The following is a 22,172-nucleotide window of genomic DNA, read 5'->3' as shown; positions in this document are numbered from 1 at the left end:
TAAAGGTAAGGGAAAATAAAGGAATAAAGCTAGTTATTTGCCAAGTTGGTGAATCGGGTGACCAAGCGCACCTTCCGCGGCATCCATGATCATTTCTGTCAATGTTGGATGTGCATGAATCGTAAGTGCGATGTCTTCCAAGTTAGCGCCCATCTCAACCGCAAGAGCAAGCTCTCCGATTAAGTTCGATGCTTCTGGGCCAACGATTTGGCCACCAAGCAGTTGGCCTGTTTCTTTGTCGCCGACAAGCTTCACGAAGCCTTGACCTGCGTTCAAAGAGTTAGCGCGACCGTTAGCGGCATAAGGGAATTTACCAATTGTAACATTGATGCCTTGTGCTTTGGCTTCTGTTTCACTTAGACCTACGCCAGCAATTTCCGGATCCGAGAATACAACAGCAGGCATTGCTTTGTAATCTACGATACTGGAGTGACCCGCGATCGCTTCAGCAGCCACTTTAGCTTCATAGGAAGCTTTGTGTGCCAATGAAAGACCAGGTACAACATCACCAATCGCGAAAATATGGGGAATGCTCGTTCTACCTTGGTTATCGACTTCGATCAAACCGCGATCTGTCAGTTTCAAGTTAATGAGATCAAGACCAAGCTCGCCATCTGTGTTCGGACGACGACCAACGGTTACTAATACGTAATCCGCTGTTACTTGTTTCTCTTCCCCTTTTACTGTGAACGTGACAGTAACGTCGTTTTCCGTCTTCGTGCAGGATTGTGCCAGTGCTTCGGTATGAACCTCAACGCCGACTTTATCCAGATTGCGCGCTACAAGCTTCGTCAATTCTTTCTCGAAGCCTGGAAGCACATGATCGGAGCCTTCAAGCACGGTTACTTTTGTACCGAACTTCGCATACGTTTGACCGAGCTCGATTCCGATGTAGCCGCCGCCGATAACGACCATGCTTTTCGGAATTTCAGGCAAGTTCAACGCTTCCGTGGAAGAGATGATTCTTCCGCCGTAAGGGAATGCTTTCAGCTCGATCGGACGGGAACCCGTCGCAATAATGCAATGCTTGAAGCGGTAGCGAGGAGCTTCTGCATCATTGAACACACGTGCTTCATGCTCATTAATGAACATCACTTCGCCTTGGAACGTTTGAATCTTGTTGCCTTTGAGCAGCGCGCTAACGCCGCCTGTTTGTTTAGCAACAATGCTATTTTTCCATGCTTGTACCTTCGCAAAGTCCACTTTCACGTTCTGGGCTGAGATACCCATGCTGTCAGCGTGCTGTGCATGTTCATACGTGTGAGCGGCAGAGATCAAAGCTTTGGAAGGGATACAGCCGCGGTTCAAGCACACGCCGCCCCATTCCGCTTTATCAACAATCAGAACGCTTTGCCCAAGCTGAGCAGCACGGATAGCGGCTACGTAACCGCCGGGACCTGCACCAATGACCAACAAATCAATATCTAAAGAAGCATCTCCTACTACCATGCTGTTACACCTCCAAGACGAGAAGCTCTGGATCAGCCAGAAGCTGTTTGATGTAGTTCAGGAAGCTTTGTGCTGTCGCCCCATCCACGATACGGTGGTCGAAGCTCAAGGAAAGCGCCATAACGTGTGCTGCAACGATTTGTCCGTTTTTCACAACTGGTTTCTCTGTGATACGGCCTGCACCTAGGATTGCAACTTCAGGGAAGTTGATAACCGGTGTGAAGAACATACCGCCTACGGAACCAATGTTCGTAATGGAGATCGTCCCGCCCTTCATTTCGTTAGGAGCCAATTTGCCTTCGCGTCCGCGAACGGCTAGATCCTTAATCGAAGAAGCGATCGACCATATATTTTTGCGGTCTGCATCATGGATAACAGGAACGAGCAATCCGTTGTCTGTATCTGTTGCAATTCCGATGTTGTAGTACTTTTTGTAGACGATTTCTTGTTTCTCTTCGTCGATCATCGCGTTGAGCGCTGGGAATTGGCGACAAGCCGCAACTAATGCTTTCACGATGAAAGGCAGGTAAGTCAGTTTCACGCCTTTTTTCTCGGCGAGTGGCTTCGTGCGCTCACGCAGAGCGACAAGTGCCGATACGTCGATTTCGTCCATCAATGTCACGTGCGGAGCCGTGTACACGGATTTAACCATGGCGTTCGCGATAATTTTACGGATTCCTTTGAACGGAACCCGCTCTTCAACGCGATCGCCTACGACAACCTGCTGCGCTGCCGCCGCAGGTGCCGTTTCACCAGCTGCTACTGATGACGCAGCTGGTTCTGCTGCTTCTGGAGCTGCGGCCGTGCCCGCTCCGTTAAAGCCAAGCACGTCCTCACGTGTTACGCGGCCGTGCTTACCTGTAGGCGTCACCTCTGCGAGTGTGATGCCTTGCTCTCTTGCCAGCTTGCGTACGCTAGGCGTCGCAAGCACTTCGCGGCCTGCGCCTGCGCTTGGCGCGGCTGCTGCAGGCGCTGCTGTAGGTGCCGGTGCTGCCGCCACAGGGGCAGCAGCTGGAGCTGGAGCCGCTGCAGGCGCAGCGTGGCTGTCGGTCTTGTGATGCATCGATTCAGCAGGCAGTTCGCCTGTCACTTCAATCGTCATAACGAGCTCGCCAATATTACAAACTTGTCCTTCTTTAACGGCAACAGCAACAACCTTACCTTCAACCGGACAAGGAACTTCAACAACCGCTTTATCGTTCTGTACTTCCATAAGAATCGTTTCGTCTGTTACGGTGTCACCCGCTTTAACCAACAGCTTTACGATCTCGCCTTCATGAATGCCTTCACCAAGCTCTGGGAACTTGTATTCAAACAAAGCCACGTGCACAACCTCCTATTACCTTCGACTGTGATTAGAATTCGAGTACTTGATTAATGCCTGCAATGACACTTGCTGGACTAGGCAACCAAGCGTCTTCGATTTGTGCGAACGGATAGATTGTATCTGGAGGAGCAATTCGCAAAACAGGAGCTTCTAGATGCAGAATCGCCTTTTCATTAATCTGTGCAATTACTTCTGCGGCTACCCCGGATGTTTTTTGCGCTTCTTGTACGATAATCGCACGGTTTGTTTTCTTAATAGAAGTTACAATGGTTTCGATATCAAGCGGAATTAGGGTACGAAGATCGATAACTTCAACTTTCACACCTTGTGTTTTCTCAATCTCTTCAGCGGCTTTCACAGATGTGTGAACCATAGCCCCGTAAGTAATAATCGTTACATCGGAGCCTTCGCGAACAACATTCGCTTTACCAAGCTCAACGGTGTATTCGCCTTCCGGTACTTCAGCACGGAATGCGCGATATAAATTCAAATGCTCCATGAAGAAGACAGGGTCATTATCGCGAATCGCGGAAATGAGCAGTCCCTTCGCATCATAAGGGTTGGAAGGTACAACAACTTTAATACCTGGTGTTTGAACAAGTAAGCCTTCAAGTGCATCCGTATGGAGCTCAGCCGCTTTTACACCGCCGCCAAATGGTGTACGGAATACGATTGGTGAGTTGTAACGTCCGCCAGAACGGTAACGCATACGAGCTGCTTGCACGCAAATTTGGTCAAGCGCTTCATAAATAAAGCCTACGAATTGAATTTCAGCGATCGGACGGAAGCCTTGAATCCCAAGACCAACAGCGAGTCCGCCAATAGCAGATTCAGCAAGAGGCGTATCGAATACGCGATCTTCGCCGAATTCTTTTTGTAAACCTTCCGTAGCACGGAATACGCCACCAACATGGCCAACGTCTTCGCCGAACAAAATTACATTAGGATCTCTTTCCAGTTCAACGCGCATTGCGTCTTTTATCGCTTGAATCATCGTCATTTGTGCCATGACTTCTCCGTGCCTCCTAATTGTTTTCGTGAGAAAACTTGCTTCGTAAGCTTAAGCTGAGTTTTTCGCCAGAAAAACTGGCATCGTAAGCCTAATTTATTTAAACGCTTGCTTCTGTTCTTCGAGATGTGCTGGTGTTACTTCGAACATGGAGTCAATTAGGCCTGGAACAGTCATTTTCTCTGTTTCTTCCGCTTTTTTGATATGTTCAGCAACGGTTGCTTTCGCTTCTTCTTTCACCTGAGCTTCTTCTTCTTCGCTCCAGAGACCTTTTTTAGTCAAGAACAGACGCATACGCGTAAGTGGATCCTTAGGCTCCCAGTCGCTCTCTTCATCTTTGGTCCGGTATTTCGTCGTATCATCCGCCAAGGAATGCGGACGGAAACGGTAAGTTAATGCTTCAATCAACGTAGCGCCTTCGCCTCTGCGTCCTCTTTCAGCAGCTTCGGTAACAGCTTGAACAACAGCCAATACGTCCATTCCGTCAACTTGCACGCCTTTAATTCCGGCAGCAAGTGCTTTATGCGCAACTGAAAGCGCACCTGTTTGCTTCGAATAAGGAGTCGTAATTGCGTAACCGTTGTTTTGTACAAAATAAATGACAGGCAGCTTGAATGCTCCTGCAAAGTTCATACCTTCGTAGAAATCGCCCTCGGAGCTTCCTCCGTCGCCTGTGTACGTAATCGCTACACGCGGTTGGTTACGTTTCTTGAATGCCATAGCCACACCGGTAGCATGTAAAATTTGAGCTCCGATGATGATTTGCGGCATAAGTACGTGTACATCCTGCGGAATTTGTCCGCCATGTTGATGCCCACGGGAATACAAAAATGCTTGATAGAGCGGAAGTCCGTGCCAAACGAGCTGCGGCATATCGCGGTAACCCGGGCAAATGAAATCGTCTTTATTTAGTGCAAATTCACTACCGATCATCGAAGCTTCTTGTCCGGATACCGGTGCATAGAAACCAAGACGTCCTTGGCGTCCGAGATTAACTGCTCTTTCGTCCCATACGCGTGTGAATACCATTCTTCTCATTAATTCTTTTAATTGGTCGTCACTAAGTTTAGGCATTTTGTCGGAATTAACAATTGTGCCGTCTGGAGCTAGAACCTGTAAAGGCTCAACCTTCTCTGTGGTCACTTCATAATTCGCTTGGCTGACAAGTGGCTTACTCATACCATTTCACCTCTTATATGATTTTGATGCCTGCTAGCTTCACTTCTGTTATAGTATTATTATAAACCTGTTTTTGTGAATTGTACACCAGCATCCCTGTAGTATATGACCTTTTTTCGCCAGAGTGAATAGTACAGTTCACGAAAATGTATAATACAGTTAACACAAAATTTACAACTGCTATAATACACATTACCCTCTAAACGACAAGCTTACACTTACTACAACAAATTATATCTAAAGAGAAAGTTAAAGGAGCACAACCATGTCGGATGACTCTCGCTTTTATAAAAGAACGATTGTGAAAGATGAACTCACCTCTGTCCTTCTCGGAGAAAATCGCTCCCTGCGAATATATCTCCCTCCCGGTTACAACGAACTGCTCTCCTATCCGGTCATTTATTGCCAAGATGGTGAACAATTCTTTAATTTCGGCCGAATTGCGACGACGATCACTCGCTGTATTCTGGATGAAGGCTTGGAGCCCGCCATTGTTGTCGGTGTCGATGTGAATAACATGAACCGCACTTCGGAATATGCGCCTGAGGGTGAACGCCATGATGTGTACTGCCGTTTTTTTGCAGAGGAACTCCTCCCTTATGTAGAAAGCCGATATCCGATTCGATCCGAACGGAACGAACGCATTGTGGCGGGTGATTCCCTTGGGGGGACCGTATCCTTACATCTCGCCTTAGATTATCCTAGCCTTTTTTGCCGTGTTATATCCTTATCGGGCGCATTTTTCGACATTACCAGAGAACGTATCAAAGCGGAGGACGACTTGTCGTGGCTGGAGCTATATATGTTAATTGGCTTGGATGAGACAGATGTAAAAACGGAACGAGGGACTTTTGATTTCGTCAGAGAAAACCGTCTGGCCAAAGCTGAGATGGAAAATAAAAATGTTACCCTTCACTATATCGAGAAGCCTGGGAAACATTTATGGGGATTTTGGCAAGGAGAGTTGGACGCGGCTCTGCATTATTTTCTAGCATGATAACGATAAAAAAAAGCGGTCCACTTTTCGTCTTCTGACGCGAAGTTGGGCCGCATTTATTTATTCTTTAATCGCATAACGCTGCTTCAAAAGCTCCATCATACCCTGTATCTCTTCTTCACTCGGATAGCCGGGGATGTCCCTAGGACTCTGTACCTTCACGCCTTTGGCGGCCATGATTTGTACTAAATTGTCTGTGAAACGTGCTGCACTTAACTCTATTTGTAAGCATTCCGATAAACTCGCCATACTCCCAGTCGCCACTACCGGATAGTCGTTTGGTGATGCTGAGCCCGCCGCGCGCTCGTAAAAGCCTCGGGCCAATGATGCTTTTGCCTCTCCTAGACCTTCCACGATAATGAACGCTTGTACCGATAAGGCGAGCTGTTGTCTGCGCTGTGCAATGCCGCAAAACTTACGTCCACCGACACTTAAATCGAATTCCCCCGGACAAAAAGAACCCATCACTTCACCCTGATCGATACGATTGGTAATAGTGCTCATGACGTCTCTTATCAAGGCTACCATTAAATCGAAATCCTTGCGATGCTCCATGTCCCCCGCGTTTTTTGGTAACAACAGGGACACATTCACGACGCCTAAATCGAGTGGCACCGCTGCACCTCCAGAGTTTCTGACAGCCGTATCATAGCCTTGACTTAGCAACCATTCGTTAGCTTCGGCCGCTTTGGGAAGGCGACTATCTCTCAGTCCCATCACAAAGGCTCGTGGATGCCTCCATATGTGCAGAATCGGTGGTGCTGTTTTACCTATTGCTCGACATAAAAGTTCTTCCAGAGCAAAAGCATATAAGATCGGTTGTGTTGCCGTTTCACCGGATCGATCATGAATGACCATGGAAGAAGGTAGTTCTAAAGTCGTCATTAGCTTAATCTCCTGAGCCTACGATTTGTATCCATGTACAGAATTGTAAGCGATACAAGCCTTTGCTGCAATAAAGAGCATGTACAGGAAGAGCAACATTTTTCCTGAAAAATGGATATACAGCAAATTTCCGTCAAAACTTGTCAAAAAACATCAAAATTTTGGAAAGAAATCAAAGGAATTTCAAGTTTTATGTCGAAATAAAAATAAACCCAAATATTTAATTAAGTAGGCGAGATCCTTGAATCTAATTGACGACTTACTCCTCAATATACTTGTGTTAACTCTCCCCATCCTGCTCTGTCATATTTTATGGCTGGATCGGCCCGGACCCATCAGCTCCAATCCCCCAAATCGAGCATTTGTCGGGCTCATTTGTTCGTTGGCAGCCATATTTTGCATGTCTCATCCCTTTTTTACGATAACAGGCAACAACTTTGATCTGCGCACGATTCCTGTACTTGTTGCTTTCCTTTACAGTGGCATGCGTTCAGGACTTACTGTCTCCGCAGCTATACTAGCCTATACCTACTACATCGATGGTTCAGATTTTTTATGGATGGTCACCTTGTCCGCTCTGCTCGTACCCTTCATCCTGGCTTTCATTGCCCTAAGCAATTGGAAGTACCGAACCCCCAAAGTGATGTTTCCCAGTCTTCTTGCCTTTATTAGCGCTCTAGCTACTTTCTGCATGACGATGCTATATCGCATCGATTCGAATGTCTCCATAGATAGGAGCTTTCTGCTTTACGGCTTAATGTGCTGTATTGTTCACATGCTGACGATGTGGTTAATAACCTATTTAATTGTTCGTATCCGAGAAAATATAGCGATGCGCCAAGAAGTCCAGCGTTCCGAAAAGATGAATGTATTAAGCGAATTAGCTGCTTCGGTCGCCCATGAAATTCGCAACCCGATGACGGTTGCCCGCGGCTTTATGCAAATACTCAGCCAGTCCGAAGTCACGGAAGAGAAAAAACGTATTTATACGACCATGGTTATTGAAGAAATCGACCGAGCACAAAGCATTATTACGGATTACTTATCCTTCGCTAAACCGCAAGCCGAGAAGCTTGAAGAGGTGGATGTTTCCACGTTATCTCTCAAATTAAGCAATCTCATAAATCCTTACGCGTCAATGCGCGGTGTAGAAATTCATATCGACATGGAGTCTTCTCTTCTAATTAAAGCCAACAGCGAAAAAATGATTCAATGCCTAGTTAATTTAACGAAAAACGGCATCGAGGCTATGCCTAGCGGAGGCACATTGCTAATAACAGGCTTCAAGAAAAGCGCTAAAGTTATTTTACAAATTAAAGATAACGGTATTGGCATGACTCCAGAGCAGGTGAACCGTCTCGGAACGCCCTTTTACTCAACGAAAAATAAAGGCACCGGTCTTGGCATGATGGTTTCCTATAGAATCATCAAAACATTTGGCGGACTCATAGAAGTAACAAGCCAGCCAGACCACGGAACTTGCTTCACGATTTCATTACCTACCGCTTGAGTCACTTGCTAAAATATCCATAATCCCTTTGAACAAAGGGATGGCCTTATTACTCTCAGTAGGATCCATATTCTTAATGACAACAGAAACGGCATATTTCGGTGAATCAACAGGTCCATAACCAATAAACCACTGATTTACCTTTTCTTGCTTACCAGTCTCAATTTGTGCCGTACCGGATTTCCCAGCCAGCTTCCACTGGGCATCCTTTAAGCCTTGTCCCGTTCCATCGGTTACCACTTCTCTCATCCAGTTTATTAATGTATGACTGGTCGCTGCAGATACCCGCCCCGCCTCAGAATCTAATAATTGAACAGGAAATTTCTCCATCACACGATCCGTCTGATACCGAATTTCTTGAACAACTCTTGGTGAATAAGCCTTTCCACCATGCAGCAAGGTAACAATCATATTAGACGCCTGTAAAGGGGTCATCCTGACATCTCTTTGACCAATCGCCGTTTGCATAAGCACTCCCTCATCATTATGCGGAGTATGGGCCCCAAATAGCTGTCCGTTCTCTTCTGTATCCAATTGACGGAGCATTTGCTCACTGTCTGTCTTCCCTGTCCAGCCCACTTCATCCAATACACCAAGCTTATGTGCATAGCTTTCCAACTCAGCAGGCGTCAGTCGCTGCATCACTCTGGCAAACACAATATTACAGGATTGCGCAAATCCCTGCTCTAAAGTTAAAGGCCCGTGTCCATCTCTTCTCCAGCACGTAAAGCCATATTTCCCGAGGGCACCTTCACAATTGAAAGTTTCTTTGGGATCAACGATCCCTTTATCCAATGCTGCTGCGGCTACGATTGTTTTGAAAATCGAGCCAGGCGCCGTCGCCTTGAGTGCATAATTACTCCAGTTATTGCTAGCTAGATCGACTTCTGTCTGATCAAAATTAGGTCTGCTCGCCATCGCGACGATATCCCCTTGTGCCACTTCCTGAACAACAGCAGCACCTTCACGAATATTTAGCTTATCCATAAGAACTTCAATTCGCTGCTGCACGCTTAAATCCAGTGTCGTCACTAATTTGACGGGATAAAATGTATTATCCGGTGCAATCATTCGGGCATCTAGGCCAGCTAACGGTCTTTTTCCTGCGTCTGTAAAATAAGAGATTGACGTCTCACCAATGCCTCGAAGCCACAGATCGAACGTTTTCTCCAGTCCAGCACCTCCGATTTTCGAGGTTAGCGCAACCTTGCCTTTCTCCAGATCAGCACCGTAGATACTCATCACTCTATCCGGATTTTGCCCAATAAACCCGATCAATTGACGCGCTGTCATACCTGAAGGATAACGATCCTCCATCTTCACGACTTTCAAAAAGGGTAAGCCGAGGGCATTAATTTGCTCCTCCTGTTGATCGCTTAGCACAACAGGTTTCCCACCCTCAGCAGTGCGCCACACTTGCGGCTCTTTCAAATCACGAGAGAAAGCAAGCCAATGATCTGTATTCGTCCGCAAAATCCGGGCCAATTGATTCACTTGCTGCGGCTCACCTTGGTAATCGCTATTTATCGGAAATGCCACAAGGGCTTTAATCATTTTTCCCGTCATGGGCTTTAGATCACGATCTAAGATTTCCCCACGCCCGCTTTCTAGCACAAGGGCACGTTGCCTCTGTACGACAGAGTTCTTGACCAAATTAACCCCCCGTGAAGAGTAGCTTTCCGATGTCGCAATTTGTATCCAAAAAAGCTTCCCAACGATCCCTATAAACAAGAGTAAGATCGTGAGGAGAACAAGAAAGATTCGACGTTTTTCTAAAGACGATAATTGTTTAATCCTCATGCTACTGACTCCTTTTAACTAACAATAACTGCTGTTTCTTTCAGTATCGTCATTCCTGATCTTGGTCAAACTGTCCGATCTACGTTAAAGCTCAATAAAACAAAAAAATCCACCCTCCTAAAAGGAGAGTGGACTACGTATTCTATGATACTTATACTTCGAATTTGGATAAAGTGTCGTTAAGCGATTTGGACAGCTGATCCAGCTTGTCCGATAGTTTAACTAAACCGTCGCTGATGCTAAGCTGTTCTGAGCTCAACGAAGCAACTTCCTCTGATGTAGCTAGTGATTCCTCAGCTACTGCGCTGACATTCGTCATTGCATCGGAAAGTACAACTTGTGATTGCTCCAGTGTGGAGATCGAATCACTTACCGTACTTAGCTGTGTAATAAATCCACCCATGTGATTCGTTACTTGTTTGAAGATGGTGTCGGCTTCTTTAACAGCTAATATTTGTTCTTGGAAAATTGGTGTTGCCGTTGAAAGCACTTTCACCGTCTCATCGATTTCTTTCGTGATGGTTTCTGTAATCTGACCTACGACATCAATGGATTGTCTAGATTGATCCGCTAGTTTACGAATCTCATCTGCAACTACCATGAAGCCTTTACCCGCTGCACCAGCACGTGCAGCCTCAATTGTCGCATTCAAAGACAAAATATTCGTTTGCTTCGTCATATTATTAAGAACATCCAGGATTTTACGAATAGAACGGGTACTGTCTTTCAAGTTATCGACTTTATCAACCATCGAACGGATCATTTCTTCTGTCAGGTTCGTTTTCGAAATAAGTTCAGTCATATACTTCGTACCTTGCTCACTGGAGCTTTGAACATCCGCAGCAGCCGTTCCCATCTCGAGGTTGGCTTCGATGACCTGCTTCATTTGCTCGCCAATATGATAAGTCAACTCATTGCCTCTCTCAGACTCCGTCGCCAATCCTCCGGCTCCATTGGAAATCTCATCCGTCGCCACAGCAATTTCTCTTGCAGCTGTAGCCGTTACCTTTGAGGAATTCGTTAACTCTTGTGCTGTTTCGAAAACAGCTTGAGCAGAAGTGCTTGTTTGTTGTACCAAGGTTGTAATCTGCTGCATCATCACATCAAAGCTTGCACCTAGCTGTCCAATTTCATCTTGTGATTTGTAGTTCGCACGCACCGTAAGTTTCCCTTTAGCACCTTGCTGCATCAAGTTACGTAGATTAATCAGAGGACGTCCGATCATTCTAGCTACGAATAATCCGATTAATACGGCAGCAATAGCCGCGAACAAGGCGATTAGAAGCGTATAATTGAAGATTTTCTTCGCATCCTTCACAAGGGCGCTCACAGGAATATCACCAACGAGATTCCAACCGGATACGGTCGATTTATAATAGGCAACCAAGTGATCATCTTTCGTTATAAAAGAACCGTGTTCTTCTTCTAACTGTTCTTTCGTCAATTTGACAGCAGAATCTTTTTCTAATTCCGTGATTTCTTTATTAGCTATGTATTTGTTCTCTGTATTCGTAATGACAACCTTACTATCATCACCTAATGACATCCCAGTAATCTCTTTAGTCAATAGATCTGTGCTAAGCTCGATTAGAAGAATGGCTGATGTGGAATTCGTAAGCGTATTCCTCATTACACGACCGATGGCAAATGTATTGGTCGAGCTGCTGGAATACCCTTTGACTTTACTATCTAACCAAGTCACTTTTCCACCGTTCTCAACAATCCTCTTAAACCAATCATTCGCACTTGAATTATCGCTAAATGCAGTTCCTCCAGAGCCTGTAATGACAATCAGTTTACCATCAGGTTTGTAAAGATGAAGCGTTTTAATTGCTTTGTTCGAGAAAGTCACCACATTCAATTTCTCTGTCAATTGACGAGTAACGTCAAGAGCTTCGTAAGAGGATGGGTCTAAGTTAGGAATTGACGTAAGCAAATCCTGCAGGTCCTTGTTAAGCATAATTTGTAGAGATACTTCATCAAACGTTTGATAAAGGAAATCTAGCTTTTGCCCCGCTTGTGTTACAGTTTGAAGACTGGATGCAGACACTTTGTTCTTAATCACATTTTTCGATACCGAATAAGAAATCATACCCACAGTGAGGACGAAAAAAAGAATACTTACAAAAAACATTAAAAACAGCTTCATACCTACGGATTTCACAGGGTTCTCTACCTTGACTTGCCTCATTTCTTTAAAAGCAATCGAACCCATTTGCTTAGATTTCTTGCTTGCCACGCCTACAATACGACCCCACGGAACATTACGAATTGCTTGAACTGCTTTGTCTAAAATACGTTGAAGTTTCTCTTTCATTTTGTCACCGCCATTAGTTTCTACTTCCTGTCTATCCCTTACTTTTGGACTAGAATGTAAAGGGTTCACTTTACGTTTTTTAATAATTTCGACATACTTTACCATTATCCTTCAAAATCCGATCTAAAATAAAATAAAAAAAGAAACTTTATCCAATATACTCGAGTTTGGATAAAGTTTCCATGGTATTATTTTCCCGTTTTTTTGCGCATCATATCCCATTTCTTTACAGGCTTGTCGGTTTGTAATCTGACCAATTGAAGTGGATGTCTAGCTGCATCTAATTCTTGCCCATCTTCATTTCGTATAATGCCAACCTTTTGCTTAAAATGCGTACCATCCGGCCCGAAAAATTCAATTTCTTGGCCAGGCTTGAAATGATTTCTTTGCTGTATGAGCGCCGTACCCGATTCAGCATCATATCCCATAACCAGACCAACAAAATCAAATCCAACGACCTTATCTTCTGGCTCAAAAATATGATCCTCATGTCCCGGAGCTTCATAGAAGAAACCGGTGTTCAAAGGTCGGTTTGCCGCTTTATATATTTCATCCTGCCACACAGGGTTAACCTCAAAATGCTCTGGATCGGCAAAGTAGGAATCAATAGCTTGACGGTATGCATTAACAACCGTTGCCACATAATGAATGCTCTTCATCCTGCCCTCAATCTTGAAGCTGTCTACGCCAGACTCGATCATCTCCGCAATGTGATCAATCATGCTCAGATCCTTCGAACCCATAGTGAAAGCATCATCTTCCTCGCCAAACATAGGCAAATCCGTGGCCAAAGGAGCAGAAAGAGGTTGATCCTTGGCAAATAAATCGTACTTCCAACGGCATGATTGCGAGCAGCCGCCACGATTGGAATCTCGATCAGTGAAATGATTAGAAAGCACGCATCGGCCCGAGTACGAGCTGCACATTGCCCCATGTATGAAGGCTTCAATCTCAACATCGACATGATCTTTAATCGCATCGATTTCTTCCATGCTGACTTCGCGGGCTAGAACAACTCGCTCAATACCCTGGTCTTTCCAAAACTTTACGGTTTGCCAATTCATAACGGATTGCTGAGTGCTCACATGAACTTCCAACTTAGGAGCTACTCTTCTGCATGTCTCCATAATAATTGGATCAGCTGCAATAATAGCAGAAATCCCAACCTCTTGAAGTCCGCTCAAATAATCATCAAGGCCTTCTATATCCTCATTATGAGCATAAATATTCGTTGCTACGAATACTTTTGCCCCATATTGATTAGCAAACTCTACGGCTTCGCGCATTTCCTCCAACGAAAAGTTGTCCGCGTTGGAACGGAGACCATACTTCTGGCCACCGATGTAAACCGCATCCGCTCCGTAATGGATCGCAAATTTCAGCTTCTCTAAACTGCCTGCCGGAGCCAGTAATTCCGGTTTGTTAAGCCTAACACGCCTTCCTCTAGCTCGGGCTTCTATGGCTGTTGTCACCACGAAAACGCACCTTCTTTCATCTATCAATATACCTGTTCTTTGTAGAAAAAACCGTATGACAATTCACGTTCAGGATCTTGCAGCTTAACTATCTCATCCAACCATTCCTGTTGAAAGATATATCCTTCAGGATCAGCAGCATAAGCATCGATTACAGCCCGATAGCTTCTCACAACCGTTTCGTTATACAGTGAAGATTTCAAAAGACCTTCGATTTTCAAGCTATCTATTTGACCGTCCATAAGCTCAGGTAAATTTTCCAACATACATATATCTTCGGAACTCATAATGTGCGTGCCATTACTATCTTCGTACACAGGGTAACGCTGATCACGGCGTTCATGCTCAATGAGGAAAAGCCCTCGCTCAATGGAACGATCCTGGTCAGCTGCATCATTCCCTTGGTGCTCGATATAATTCTTCACTAGCTCTCGCTTAGAGTGATAAATGTTAGTGATGCCATGTACCTGTACTTCAACAGCTAACTCGGCATGCTCTTTAAAAGCCAAAACCTGCTCCATATTCAGTTCTCTAGCTAGGACCACACGGGTAGCTCCTTGCTTAGCCCAATAGTTCGCAGTCGCGTAATTGGTTGATGTCATCTCTGCATTCCAGTGCAGCGCTAAGGGCTTAGGTAAACTACGTGCATTCATAAGTACCGCTGGATCACCGAAAATGATTGCATCCACACCGTATTCCTGTAATTTGGCTAAATAATCATACAGCCCCTCAAGGGCATTATTGTCGAAAATATTGTTTACAGCAACATATACTTTAGCCTTCTGTTCATGTGCCCAGGACACAGCTTCCTGCATCTCATCCAGTTTCACTTCTCCCGGCAGACGCATGCCATAGCGCGCTTCGCCAATAATAACCGCATCTGCGCCTACTTCGATCAATCTTTTCAGTTCTGCCACAGTGCTGCAGCTTACTACTAACTCTGGTTTTTTCAATTGCTTACCCTACCTTCTGTCAGCTTCCTATCATAAGTTCGTACTACTAATTCGCGGCCTTCTTGCTTTCTGCAATATTCTTCTTATGTTCTTCAAAAGTTTCTGCGAACAAATGCCCTTTGGTCCCATCCTTCTTTGTTACATAGAATAAATACTTCGTCTCTTCCGGATAAATAGCTGCCTTCATCGAGGCAAGGCTTGGACTCGCGATCGGTCCAGGTGGTAAACCTGTGTTTAAATACGTGTTATAAGGACTTTGTATTTGAAGATCCTTCTCCAGCAATCTCTCTTTAGACTTATCAAATAAATACTGCACGGTTGCATCTATTTGCAGGGGCATATTCTTCTTCAACCTGTTCTGGATTACGCCAGATACAAGTGCACGCTCTTCATTTACAACCACTTCACGTTCAATTAAAGAGGCAATAGTCAACATCTGGTGTATGTTAAGTCCGCGCTCCTTGAGCTTGTCCTTCCAGTCTGGTGGAAGTGTCGCCAACTTCTTATCCAGCTGCTGCAGTGTTCGCTCAATGAAATCTTGTTCCGTGGAGTCTTTCTTAAACTCATACGTTTCTGGGAACAGATACCCTTCGAGACGGTGTTTGATGCTTTTATTATCAGGAATCGTTGCGATTGTTTCTCCCTTGAGCCCAGCAGGCGCATCCGCCATCTGTAGAAAAACTTCCTTTTTCCAAGGAGTCTGCTCACTTAATTTGGCTGCAATCTGATCAATGGTATAGCCCTCAGGAATCGTAATACGGATGACTTCTTCCTTCACGGTCTCCCCTTTATTAAGCTTATTAATCATTTCTTCGAAGGTCATGCCCGGTTTCATACTGTACTCGCCTGCTTGAAGTCTGGAGCCTAGTTTCTTCACCTTTAAATAATACGTAAAAATCGTAGAATTTTTAATAAGTCCCTTCGATTCAAGCTCCTTGGCGATTTGCAAAGACCCGGCGCCTTGTGGAATAGAAACTCTTACTTCTTGCTCTGAAGCAGCTACAGGCTGGAGAGCACTCGCGATATACAATCCGATGCCGCCTGCAGTTCCAATGATTATGAGCAGCAATAGTCCAAAGACAAGAAGGAAGAGCTTAAGCTTACTTCGTCTAGGCTTATTCTGTTCATTCTCCTGTTCAAGCATGTTGTTCACAATAATCCTCCTAAGAGTAAGCATTTGTATACCCCAAAGCAAACAAAAACGAGCGGATGCGCTCCGCTCGGTTGTATGCTTCTTACAATTCATCCTGTTCTGGAAATACCATCTCGTCGTAGAGTTCTGAAACGGTTTCCCATTCCTCGTCATCCTCGATGGTTTCCAATTCATACTGTCCGTCGCTATCTGTCGTTACTCGGAAAACAGCAACCTCGTCTTCCTTCTTGAGTTCATCAGATTGCAGAACAGCATACGTATAATTTCCATAAACGAATTCTTTAAGAAGATGATACACCGTTGATTCATTTTGCTCATCAAACAAAATAATATCATCCCCGTAAGTTTTGCGCAATACGTCAGAAGGCGTCGTACTCATGCTTCTTCTTCCTCATCGAATTCTGCCATTAAGGTATTGAATGTCTCTTCAACAATATTCCATTCTTCTTCATCCTCGATGGTGAACAGCTTCAAATCCTCGCCGTCATCATCCTCTTCATAGCGAAATGCGTACACTTCATCGGATTCTTCATCTCCGCCGTCTGTAGGCACTACCATCATATACTTCTTGTCAGAACCGTCCACTTCGAATTTCATGATAACCTCGAACTCTTCTTCGTTGCCTTCATCGTCCGGGATGTAAATGATTTCTGGTTGTTCTTCATTCAATTCTTCTTTGGACATGTTCGTTCACCTCTTCATATTGGCATCCATGTATCCTTGCAGAATGAGCTGTGCGGCCATTTTATCAATAACCAGCTTACGTTTCTTCCGACTCACATCAGCTTCTAGAAGTGTGCGTGTCGCAGCTACAGTCGTTAACCGCTCATCCCACAAGTGTACAGGTACACTTAGTTTTTGCTCTAATTCTTGCGAAAATGCGATAGCAAGCTCGCCGCGTGGCCCAATAGTATTGTTCATATTTTTGGGCAAGCCTACCACTATTTGAGTAACACCGTACTGTTTGACAATGGCCTCCAGCCGAGCGATGTCTTCCCCAGGCTTACGACGATGTATGACTTCAAGCCCTTGAGCCGTCCAACCAAGCTCGTCGCTCATCGCTACACCTATCGTCTTGTCCCCATAATCCAAGCCTATCCATCTCATGCCGGTTCTCTTTTCCTTCTATTTGTGTTGACCCAGATAAGCACGAACTAATTCTTCAATGAGTTCGTCCCGTTCCCGTTTACGAATGAGGCTCCGAGCATTGTTATGCCGTGGAATATAAGCAGGATCTCCGGAAAGCAAGTACCCGACAATCTGGTTGATCGGATTATACCCTTTTTCCTGAAGAGCATCGTACACCGCTAATAACACGTCTTTGGGCGATGTCTCTATTTCTTCTGCCTTTACGTTAAACTTCATCGTTTTGTCCATGGAACTCATCAGGAGCACCTCGCTTTCCTTTTGATACCTTGAAAAATATTTGAAAATTAAACCATGTATACTGGATATATTCTCTATGGGTTTAAAAATTCCTGTCCCACAGAAAAATAATTATGCAAATTGGGAAAGAAGTCCTTCAACTCCGGACAATGCAGCTTGCAATTTGGATGCATCCTTACCGCCTGCTTGTGCCATATCCGGGCGACCGCCTCCGCTACCGCCAACAGCCTGAGCCACTTTTTTAATGATTTTGCCAGCGTGGAAGCCTTTAGCCACAAGATCTGGCGTGACAGCAGCTACCAAATTGACTTTATCATCTGCAACTGCGCCTAGTACGATAACAGCGGAACCTAGCTTCGTCTTCATCTCATCCACAATATTACGAAGTGAATCCATATCCGCCGCATTGACTTGTGCAGCCAGCACCGAAACCCCTGCTATTTGCTTCACTTGGTCTGTAAGTGAACCCGCTTCGATTCGCCCAAGTTTGCTGCGCAGCGACTCGTTTTCACGCGTCAATTCCTTCACTTGCTGAAGCGTAGCTTCCACACGTTTAGGTACATCTTGAACATTTGATTTGAGCAAGCCCGCGGATTCTTTCAGTAATTGCAATTGCTGATCAAGGTATTCATACGCACTGCGGCCAGACACCGCTTCGATCCGACGAACACCTGAACCGATACCTGACTCGCTGACGATTTTGAATAAGCCGATTTGACCCGTATTCTGAACGTGGCAACCGCCGCACAGCTCTAAGCTGTAATCGCCAACTTGCACAACGCGAACAATATCACCGTACTTCTCGCCGAACAAAGCCATAGCTCCCATTGCTTTCGCGTCAGCGATTGCTTTGAGTGAAATATCTACATTCGTATTGTTCCAAATCTGACGATTCACACGCTGCTCTACATCCTGCAGCTCTTCGCTGCTAATGCTTCCGAAATGCGAGAAGTCAAACCGTAACCGGTCAGGTTCAACCAAAGACCCCGCTTGGTTAACATGCGTTCCAAGCACTTCCTTAAGCGCTTTGTGCAGCAAATGTGTAGCTGTATGGTTCTTAATGATGTCCCCACGTTCAGCGGCAGCAACAATTGCTTCTACCGAATCACCTTTACGCAGAACACCCGACACAACAAGAACTTTATGAACGTGTTGGCCATGTGGCGCTTTGATAACATCTTCAACCTTCAATGACACTTGGTTACTTCTAATTATACCATAATCACTGACCTGACCGCCGCTTTCAGCGTAGAAAGGAGTCCGATCCAATACGACCTGACAGGTCTCACCAACTCCGACAATGTCAACGAGTTCATTCTCATGAACGATCGCCACGATACTAGCAGTAACTACCAATTCATTATAACCAACAAATTCGCTTTTAATCGTCAAATCAGACAGTGGTCCGCCTTGTACCTTCATTCCGCCTTCTTTATGACTAGCCGCTCTAGCACGGTCACGCTGTTCCTTCATGGATGTATCAAAACCTGCACGGTCAACCGTTAAGCCCTTCTCAGAAGCAAAATCTTCGGTTAAATCGAATGGGAAGCCATACGTATCATACAGCTTGAAAGCATCCGGTCCGCTGATCTGATTCGTACCCGCTTGACGTGTCTTTTCTACCATCTCGGCCAGAATGACCAAACCATCGCTTAACGTTTCATGGAAACGCTCCTCTTCGGTTCGAATGACCTTCTCGATAAATTCTCGTTTATCTACAACTTCCGTGTAGTAAACGCCCATTATTTCTCCAACGGTTGGTACGAGTTTATGAAGGAATGGCTTATCCAGTCCAAGCACTTTGCCGTATCGTACAGCGCGGCGCAGCAAACGGCGGATAACATAACCGCGTCCTTCATTAGAAGGCAGCACGCCATCACCAACGGAGAAAGCAACGGTGCGGATATGGTCAGCGATGACTTTGAGTGCAACATCATGCTCTTCGTTCACATGATATTTCACACCTGTAAGCTCACAGGTTTTATCAATAATCGGCTTAAACAAATCCGTGTCAAAGTTTGAGTCCACATCTTGCAGAATCGAAGCAAAACGTTCTAATCCTGCACCGGTATCAATATTTTTGTTAGGGAGCGGTGTATAGCTGCCGTCCTTATTATGGTTGAATTGCGTAAACACGAGGTTCCAAACTTCTAAGAAACGCTCATTTTCCCCACCTGGCCAGCATTCTGGATCAGACAGATCACCGTATTTATCACCGCGATCATAGAAAATCTCTGTACAAGGACCACAAGGACCCTCGCCAATATCCCAGAAATTATCTTCTTTGAGCTTATAAATACGCTCTTCGGGTATACCAATTTGTTTGTTCCAAATTTCAAAAGCTTCCTCATCATCTTCATGCACAGTGACAGAAATGCGATTCGGATCAAAGCCGATCCATTGTGGATCAGTCAAAAACTCCCAAGCCCAAGGAATGACTTCTTTTTTAAAGTAGTCTCCGATGGAGAAATTCCCAAGCATCTCAAAGAACGTATGATGTCGGCGTGTTTTACCTACATTTTCAATATCATTCGTACGAATACATTTCTGGGCATTCGTAATCCGCGGATTTTCTGGAATTTCGCGTCCATCCAAATACGGCTTTAAAGGAGCAATCCCCGCATTAATCCACAAGAGTGAGGGGTCGTTATGGGGGACGAGCGATGAACTTGGCTCTATCTTATGCCCTTTACTTGCAAAGAACTGTAACCACTTGGAACGTATTTCACTTGCTTTCATCTTATTCAAGCCTCCATATTTATCAATTGTTCGAAAAACAAACAAAAAACGCCCCTGTAACATACAGGGACGAATAATCGCGGTACCACCCTGGTTATTGTGTTCGGCTCACCTTTGCTTAAAGCAAGAGGAAACAAACGCAATCTCCTTGTGCGGATCTGTAACGGGTCCAACCGGTGGAGTTCATCCACACTCCGAAACGAGCTTTGGGCCATCCTAGCACCGAAAGGTTCTCACAGCCGCTACTCGCAGTAACACTGCTCTAGCGGAACCTTCTCTCTGACGATGGACTATGGCTTACTAAAGTTTCATCAACGCTTTCAATTCAGATATAGATAAGGCAAATTATAACTATATGCTAGTACCCTGTCAATATTCAAGTAAAGCTTTGGGCTCTACTTCCATTCAATGTAACAAATGTTAATGAAACCAAACCTTTAAGGGAATCGTATGTACTGTAAGCTTGAGTCATTTATATGATCCTCGGAGGTGTTTCAATTGGATTTCTCAACCCTCACCCTACTTGGTGTAATCACACCTATCTTTGTATTAATCATCTACATTATGGCCAAGACTCTCATCCTTTTGACTATATTACAGGTCAAACTCGGGTAGAATTTCAAGAACAAAAAGAGCAAAAAGAAGAAAAGGACGACCAAGGAGACGACAAAGATAAAAATTTAAAAATCACAGTTGACAATCATTCTCAATGAACGTATACTAAGTTTAATGATAATGATTTTCATTATCGAACAAAAGACATATAACTAGAATTCGTATACTTATTCCGTAGCCCATTTGATGGTTTACGCATGGCCACACCTTTCATATCCTCAACCCTCGTGCAGAACCCCTCTGAACCATGATCCCGCAAGTCATGGCTCAGAGGGGTTCTGTGCGTCCACTCCTAATGAAATCTCATGTCGTGGGCTTATGAACATAGTGAAGGAAAACATGTTGAATGATAACCTTCATGACGGCAAAGAAAGGTACAGCCAATATTAACCCCACTATACCCGCGACTTCCCCACCTACAAGTAAGGCGAAAATGATAAACAACGGATGCATATGAAGCGTTCTTCCTACCACCTGTGGGGAGATCACGTTGCCTTCGAGAATTTGTACGGCTAAATTAACGAGTGCGACGAATAACAACATTTTCAAAGAGACCGTTGATGCCATAATGATTGCCGGCGCTGCTCCAAAAAAAGGCCCTAAGTAAGGGATAATATTAAACACCGCCACAACGCTAGCGAGCAGCAAGGCATATTGCATACCAATAAGCCAATACCCCAAATAGGCCAGAACTCCTATAATCAAGCAAACTAATAATTGACCCCGGATATAATTACCAAGAGCTGTGTCAATATCAATGAGCAGCTTGATTGTTTTCTTACGATGCTCTTTCGGCACAATAGCCAAGGCTGTTTTCTCAATAATTTGAAAATCCTTTAAGATATAGAAGGCAACGAACGGTACGATAAAAGCGATGAACAGCATATTGATGGTATTTCCAATCTGATTCATGTAGTTCGAGATGGCCATGGAAATGCTATTTTCCAGCTTCGTAAGTGAATGATTAAATCCATTGCGCACACTGTCGGGAAGCAGTTTATTTTGATTAAAGCCGTCTACAATCGATTGCGCACGCATAGCCATTTGCGGCATATGCTCATTCAGTTCCGCAATTTGGGATACAAACATCGGTGTCATATTCATGATAATAACGGTCAGAGATGAGAGAAAGACACTATAAATAAGCAGTACAGCAATAGTTCTTGGCACTTTCCGCTGGTTAAGAATATTCACGACCGGGTTTAAAATGTACGAAATAATCACTGCTATAAAAAATGGCGTCAAGATAGCTTTGATAAAGGTAAATACGCTAAACATTATTGGCTTTATTTGCAGCAGCATATACAAGCTGGCTAGAACAAGTAGGAGGTAGACCAACCCGACAAACCATTTATTTTTCCAAAAACGTTCCATTCTC

At 44.7% G+C, this 22,172-nt stretch carries 19 protein-coding genes; 3 read left to right on the top strand and 16 right to left on the bottom strand.

From position 1 onward, the window contains the following. Positions 1-33: 33 nt before the first annotated feature. From lpdA to pdhA, 4 genes are all read right to left on the bottom strand, one after another. Positions 34-1,449: a dihydrolipoyl dehydrogenase gene (lpdA, locus tag GC102_RS36310; protein ID WP_171693798.1), complete on the bottom strand. Its 1,416-nt coding sequence runs from the start codon at positions 1,447-1,449 to the stop codon at positions 34-36. A 4-nt stretch (positions 1,450-1,453) separates the two neighbouring features. Next, a complete protein-coding gene (locus tag GC102_RS36305; RefSeq protein WP_171693797.1) occupies positions 1,454-2,773 on the bottom strand; it encodes a dihydrolipoamide acetyltransferase family protein in 1,320 nt (439 codons plus the stop codon). A 31-nt stretch (positions 2,774-2,804) separates the two neighbouring features. After that, the gene (locus GC102_RS36300; RefSeq protein ID WP_171693796.1) at positions 2,805-3,785 is read right to left on the bottom strand and encodes an alpha-ketoacid dehydrogenase subunit beta; all 981 of its coding nucleotides are present in this window, start codon (positions 3,783-3,785) and stop codon (positions 2,805-2,807) included. A gap of 96 nt (positions 3,786-3,881) precedes the next feature. Further along, positions 3,882-4,964, bottom strand: a complete 1,083-nt coding sequence (gene pdhA, locus GC102_RS36295; RefSeq protein WP_171693795.1) for a pyruvate dehydrogenase (acetyl-transferring) E1 component subunit alpha — start codon at positions 4,962-4,964, stop codon at positions 3,882-3,884. A 265-nt stretch (positions 4,965-5,229) separates the two neighbouring features. Between pdhA and GC102_RS36290 the strand changes: the two genes are divergently transcribed. Continuing rightward, positions 5,230-5,961 (top strand): alpha/beta hydrolase, encoded by a 732-nt coding sequence (locus GC102_RS36290; RefSeq protein ID WP_171693794.1) that lies wholly within the window; start codon positions 5,230-5,232, stop codon positions 5,959-5,961. A 60-nt stretch (positions 5,962-6,021) separates the two neighbouring features. Here GC102_RS36290 and GC102_RS36285 read toward each other — a convergent pair whose 3' ends face one another. Then, positions 6,022-6,846, bottom strand: a complete 825-nt coding sequence (locus GC102_RS36285; protein WP_171693793.1) for a lipoate--protein ligase family protein — start codon at positions 6,844-6,846, stop codon at positions 6,022-6,024. 277 nt (positions 6,847-7,123) lie between these two features. Between GC102_RS36285 and GC102_RS36280 the strand changes: the two genes are divergently transcribed. Then, complete coding sequence (locus GC102_RS36280; RefSeq protein ID WP_312883489.1) at positions 7,124-8,356, top strand: ATP-binding protein; 1,233 nt, start codon at positions 7,124-7,126, stop codon at positions 8,354-8,356. Here GC102_RS36280 and GC102_RS36275 read toward each other — a convergent pair. The 10 genes from GC102_RS36275 to alaS form a co-directional block, all read right to left on the bottom strand. Next, the gene (locus tag GC102_RS36275) at positions 8,342-10,156 is read right to left on the bottom strand and encodes a peptidoglycan D,D-transpeptidase FtsI family protein (RefSeq protein ID WP_171693791.1); all 1,815 of its coding nucleotides are present in this window, start codon (positions 10,154-10,156) and stop codon (positions 8,342-8,344) included. The two genes, GC102_RS36280 and GC102_RS36275, sit on opposite strands and share 15 nt — an antisense overlap. A 151-nt stretch (positions 10,157-10,307) precedes the next feature. Then, positions 10,308-12,473, bottom strand: coding sequence for a methyl-accepting chemotaxis protein (locus tag GC102_RS36270; RefSeq protein ID WP_171693790.1), 2,166 nt, complete (start codon positions 12,471-12,473; stop codon positions 10,308-10,310). Positions 12,474-12,661: 188 nt separating this feature from the next. Then, the gene (locus GC102_RS36265) at positions 12,662-13,945 is read right to left on the bottom strand and encodes a peptidase U32 family protein (protein ID WP_171693789.1); all 1,284 of its coding nucleotides are present in this window, start codon (positions 13,943-13,945) and stop codon (positions 12,662-12,664) included. Positions 13,946-13,971: 26 nt separating this feature from the next. Next, positions 13,972-14,901, bottom strand: a complete 930-nt coding sequence (locus GC102_RS36260) for a peptidase U32 family protein (RefSeq protein ID WP_171693788.1) — start codon at positions 14,899-14,901, stop codon at positions 13,972-13,974. A 46-nt stretch (positions 14,902-14,947) separates the two neighbouring features. Further along, positions 14,948-16,045, bottom strand: coding sequence for an endolytic transglycosylase MltG (gene mltG, locus GC102_RS36255; protein WP_171693873.1), 1,098 nt, complete (start codon positions 16,043-16,045; stop codon positions 14,948-14,950). A 91-nt stretch (positions 16,046-16,136) separates the two neighbouring features. Beyond that, on the bottom strand, positions 16,137-16,433 hold the full coding sequence (locus GC102_RS36250) for a DUF1292 domain-containing protein (protein ID WP_057306100.1): 297 nt from the start codon (positions 16,431-16,433) through the stop codon (positions 16,137-16,139). Then, entirely contained in the window at positions 16,430-16,738 is a 309-nt protein-coding gene (locus GC102_RS36245) for a DUF1292 domain-containing protein (RefSeq protein WP_047676265.1), read from the bottom strand. The genes GC102_RS36250 and GC102_RS36245 overlap by 4 nt, the downstream gene beginning before the upstream one ends. Positions 16,739-16,744: 6 nt before the next feature. Continuing rightward, the gene (gene ruvX, locus GC102_RS36240) at positions 16,745-17,161 is read right to left on the bottom strand and encodes a Holliday junction resolvase RuvX (RefSeq protein ID WP_171644688.1); all 417 of its coding nucleotides are present in this window, start codon (positions 17,159-17,161) and stop codon (positions 16,745-16,747) included. Between the two features lie 18 nt (positions 17,162-17,179). Next, positions 17,180-17,440, bottom strand: coding sequence for an IreB family regulatory phosphoprotein (locus tag GC102_RS36235; protein WP_028555746.1), 261 nt, complete (start codon positions 17,438-17,440; stop codon positions 17,180-17,182). 111 nt (positions 17,441-17,551) lie between these two features. After that, on the bottom strand, positions 17,552-20,179 hold the full coding sequence (alaS, locus tag GC102_RS36230) for an alanine--tRNA ligase (protein WP_281367743.1): 2,628 nt from the start codon (positions 20,177-20,179) through the stop codon (positions 17,552-17,554). Positions 20,180-20,655: 476 nt separating this feature from the next. Here alaS and GC102_RS36225 point away from each other — a divergent pair, with 476 nt between their 5' ends. Then, positions 20,656-20,892, top strand: coding sequence for a hypothetical protein (locus GC102_RS36225; RefSeq protein ID WP_246321307.1), 237 nt, complete (start codon positions 20,656-20,658; stop codon positions 20,890-20,892). A gap of 205 nt (positions 20,893-21,097) precedes the next feature. Here the strand turns inward: GC102_RS36225 and GC102_RS36220 are convergent, their stop codons facing one another. Further along, the gene (locus GC102_RS36220; RefSeq protein WP_171693786.1) at positions 21,098-22,168 is read right to left on the bottom strand and encodes an AI-2E family transporter; all 1,071 of its coding nucleotides are present in this window, start codon (positions 22,166-22,168) and stop codon (positions 21,098-21,100) included. Between the last annotated feature and the right edge of the window lie 4 nt (positions 22,169-22,172).

Origin of the sequence: Paenibacillus germinis (assembly GCF_013141785.1) — a bacterium.
Lineage (GTDB): Bacteria > Bacillota > Bacilli > Paenibacillales > NBRC-103111 > Paenibacillus_E > Paenibacillus_E phytorum.
This window is presented reverse-complemented; position numbering and strand designations above follow the sequence as displayed.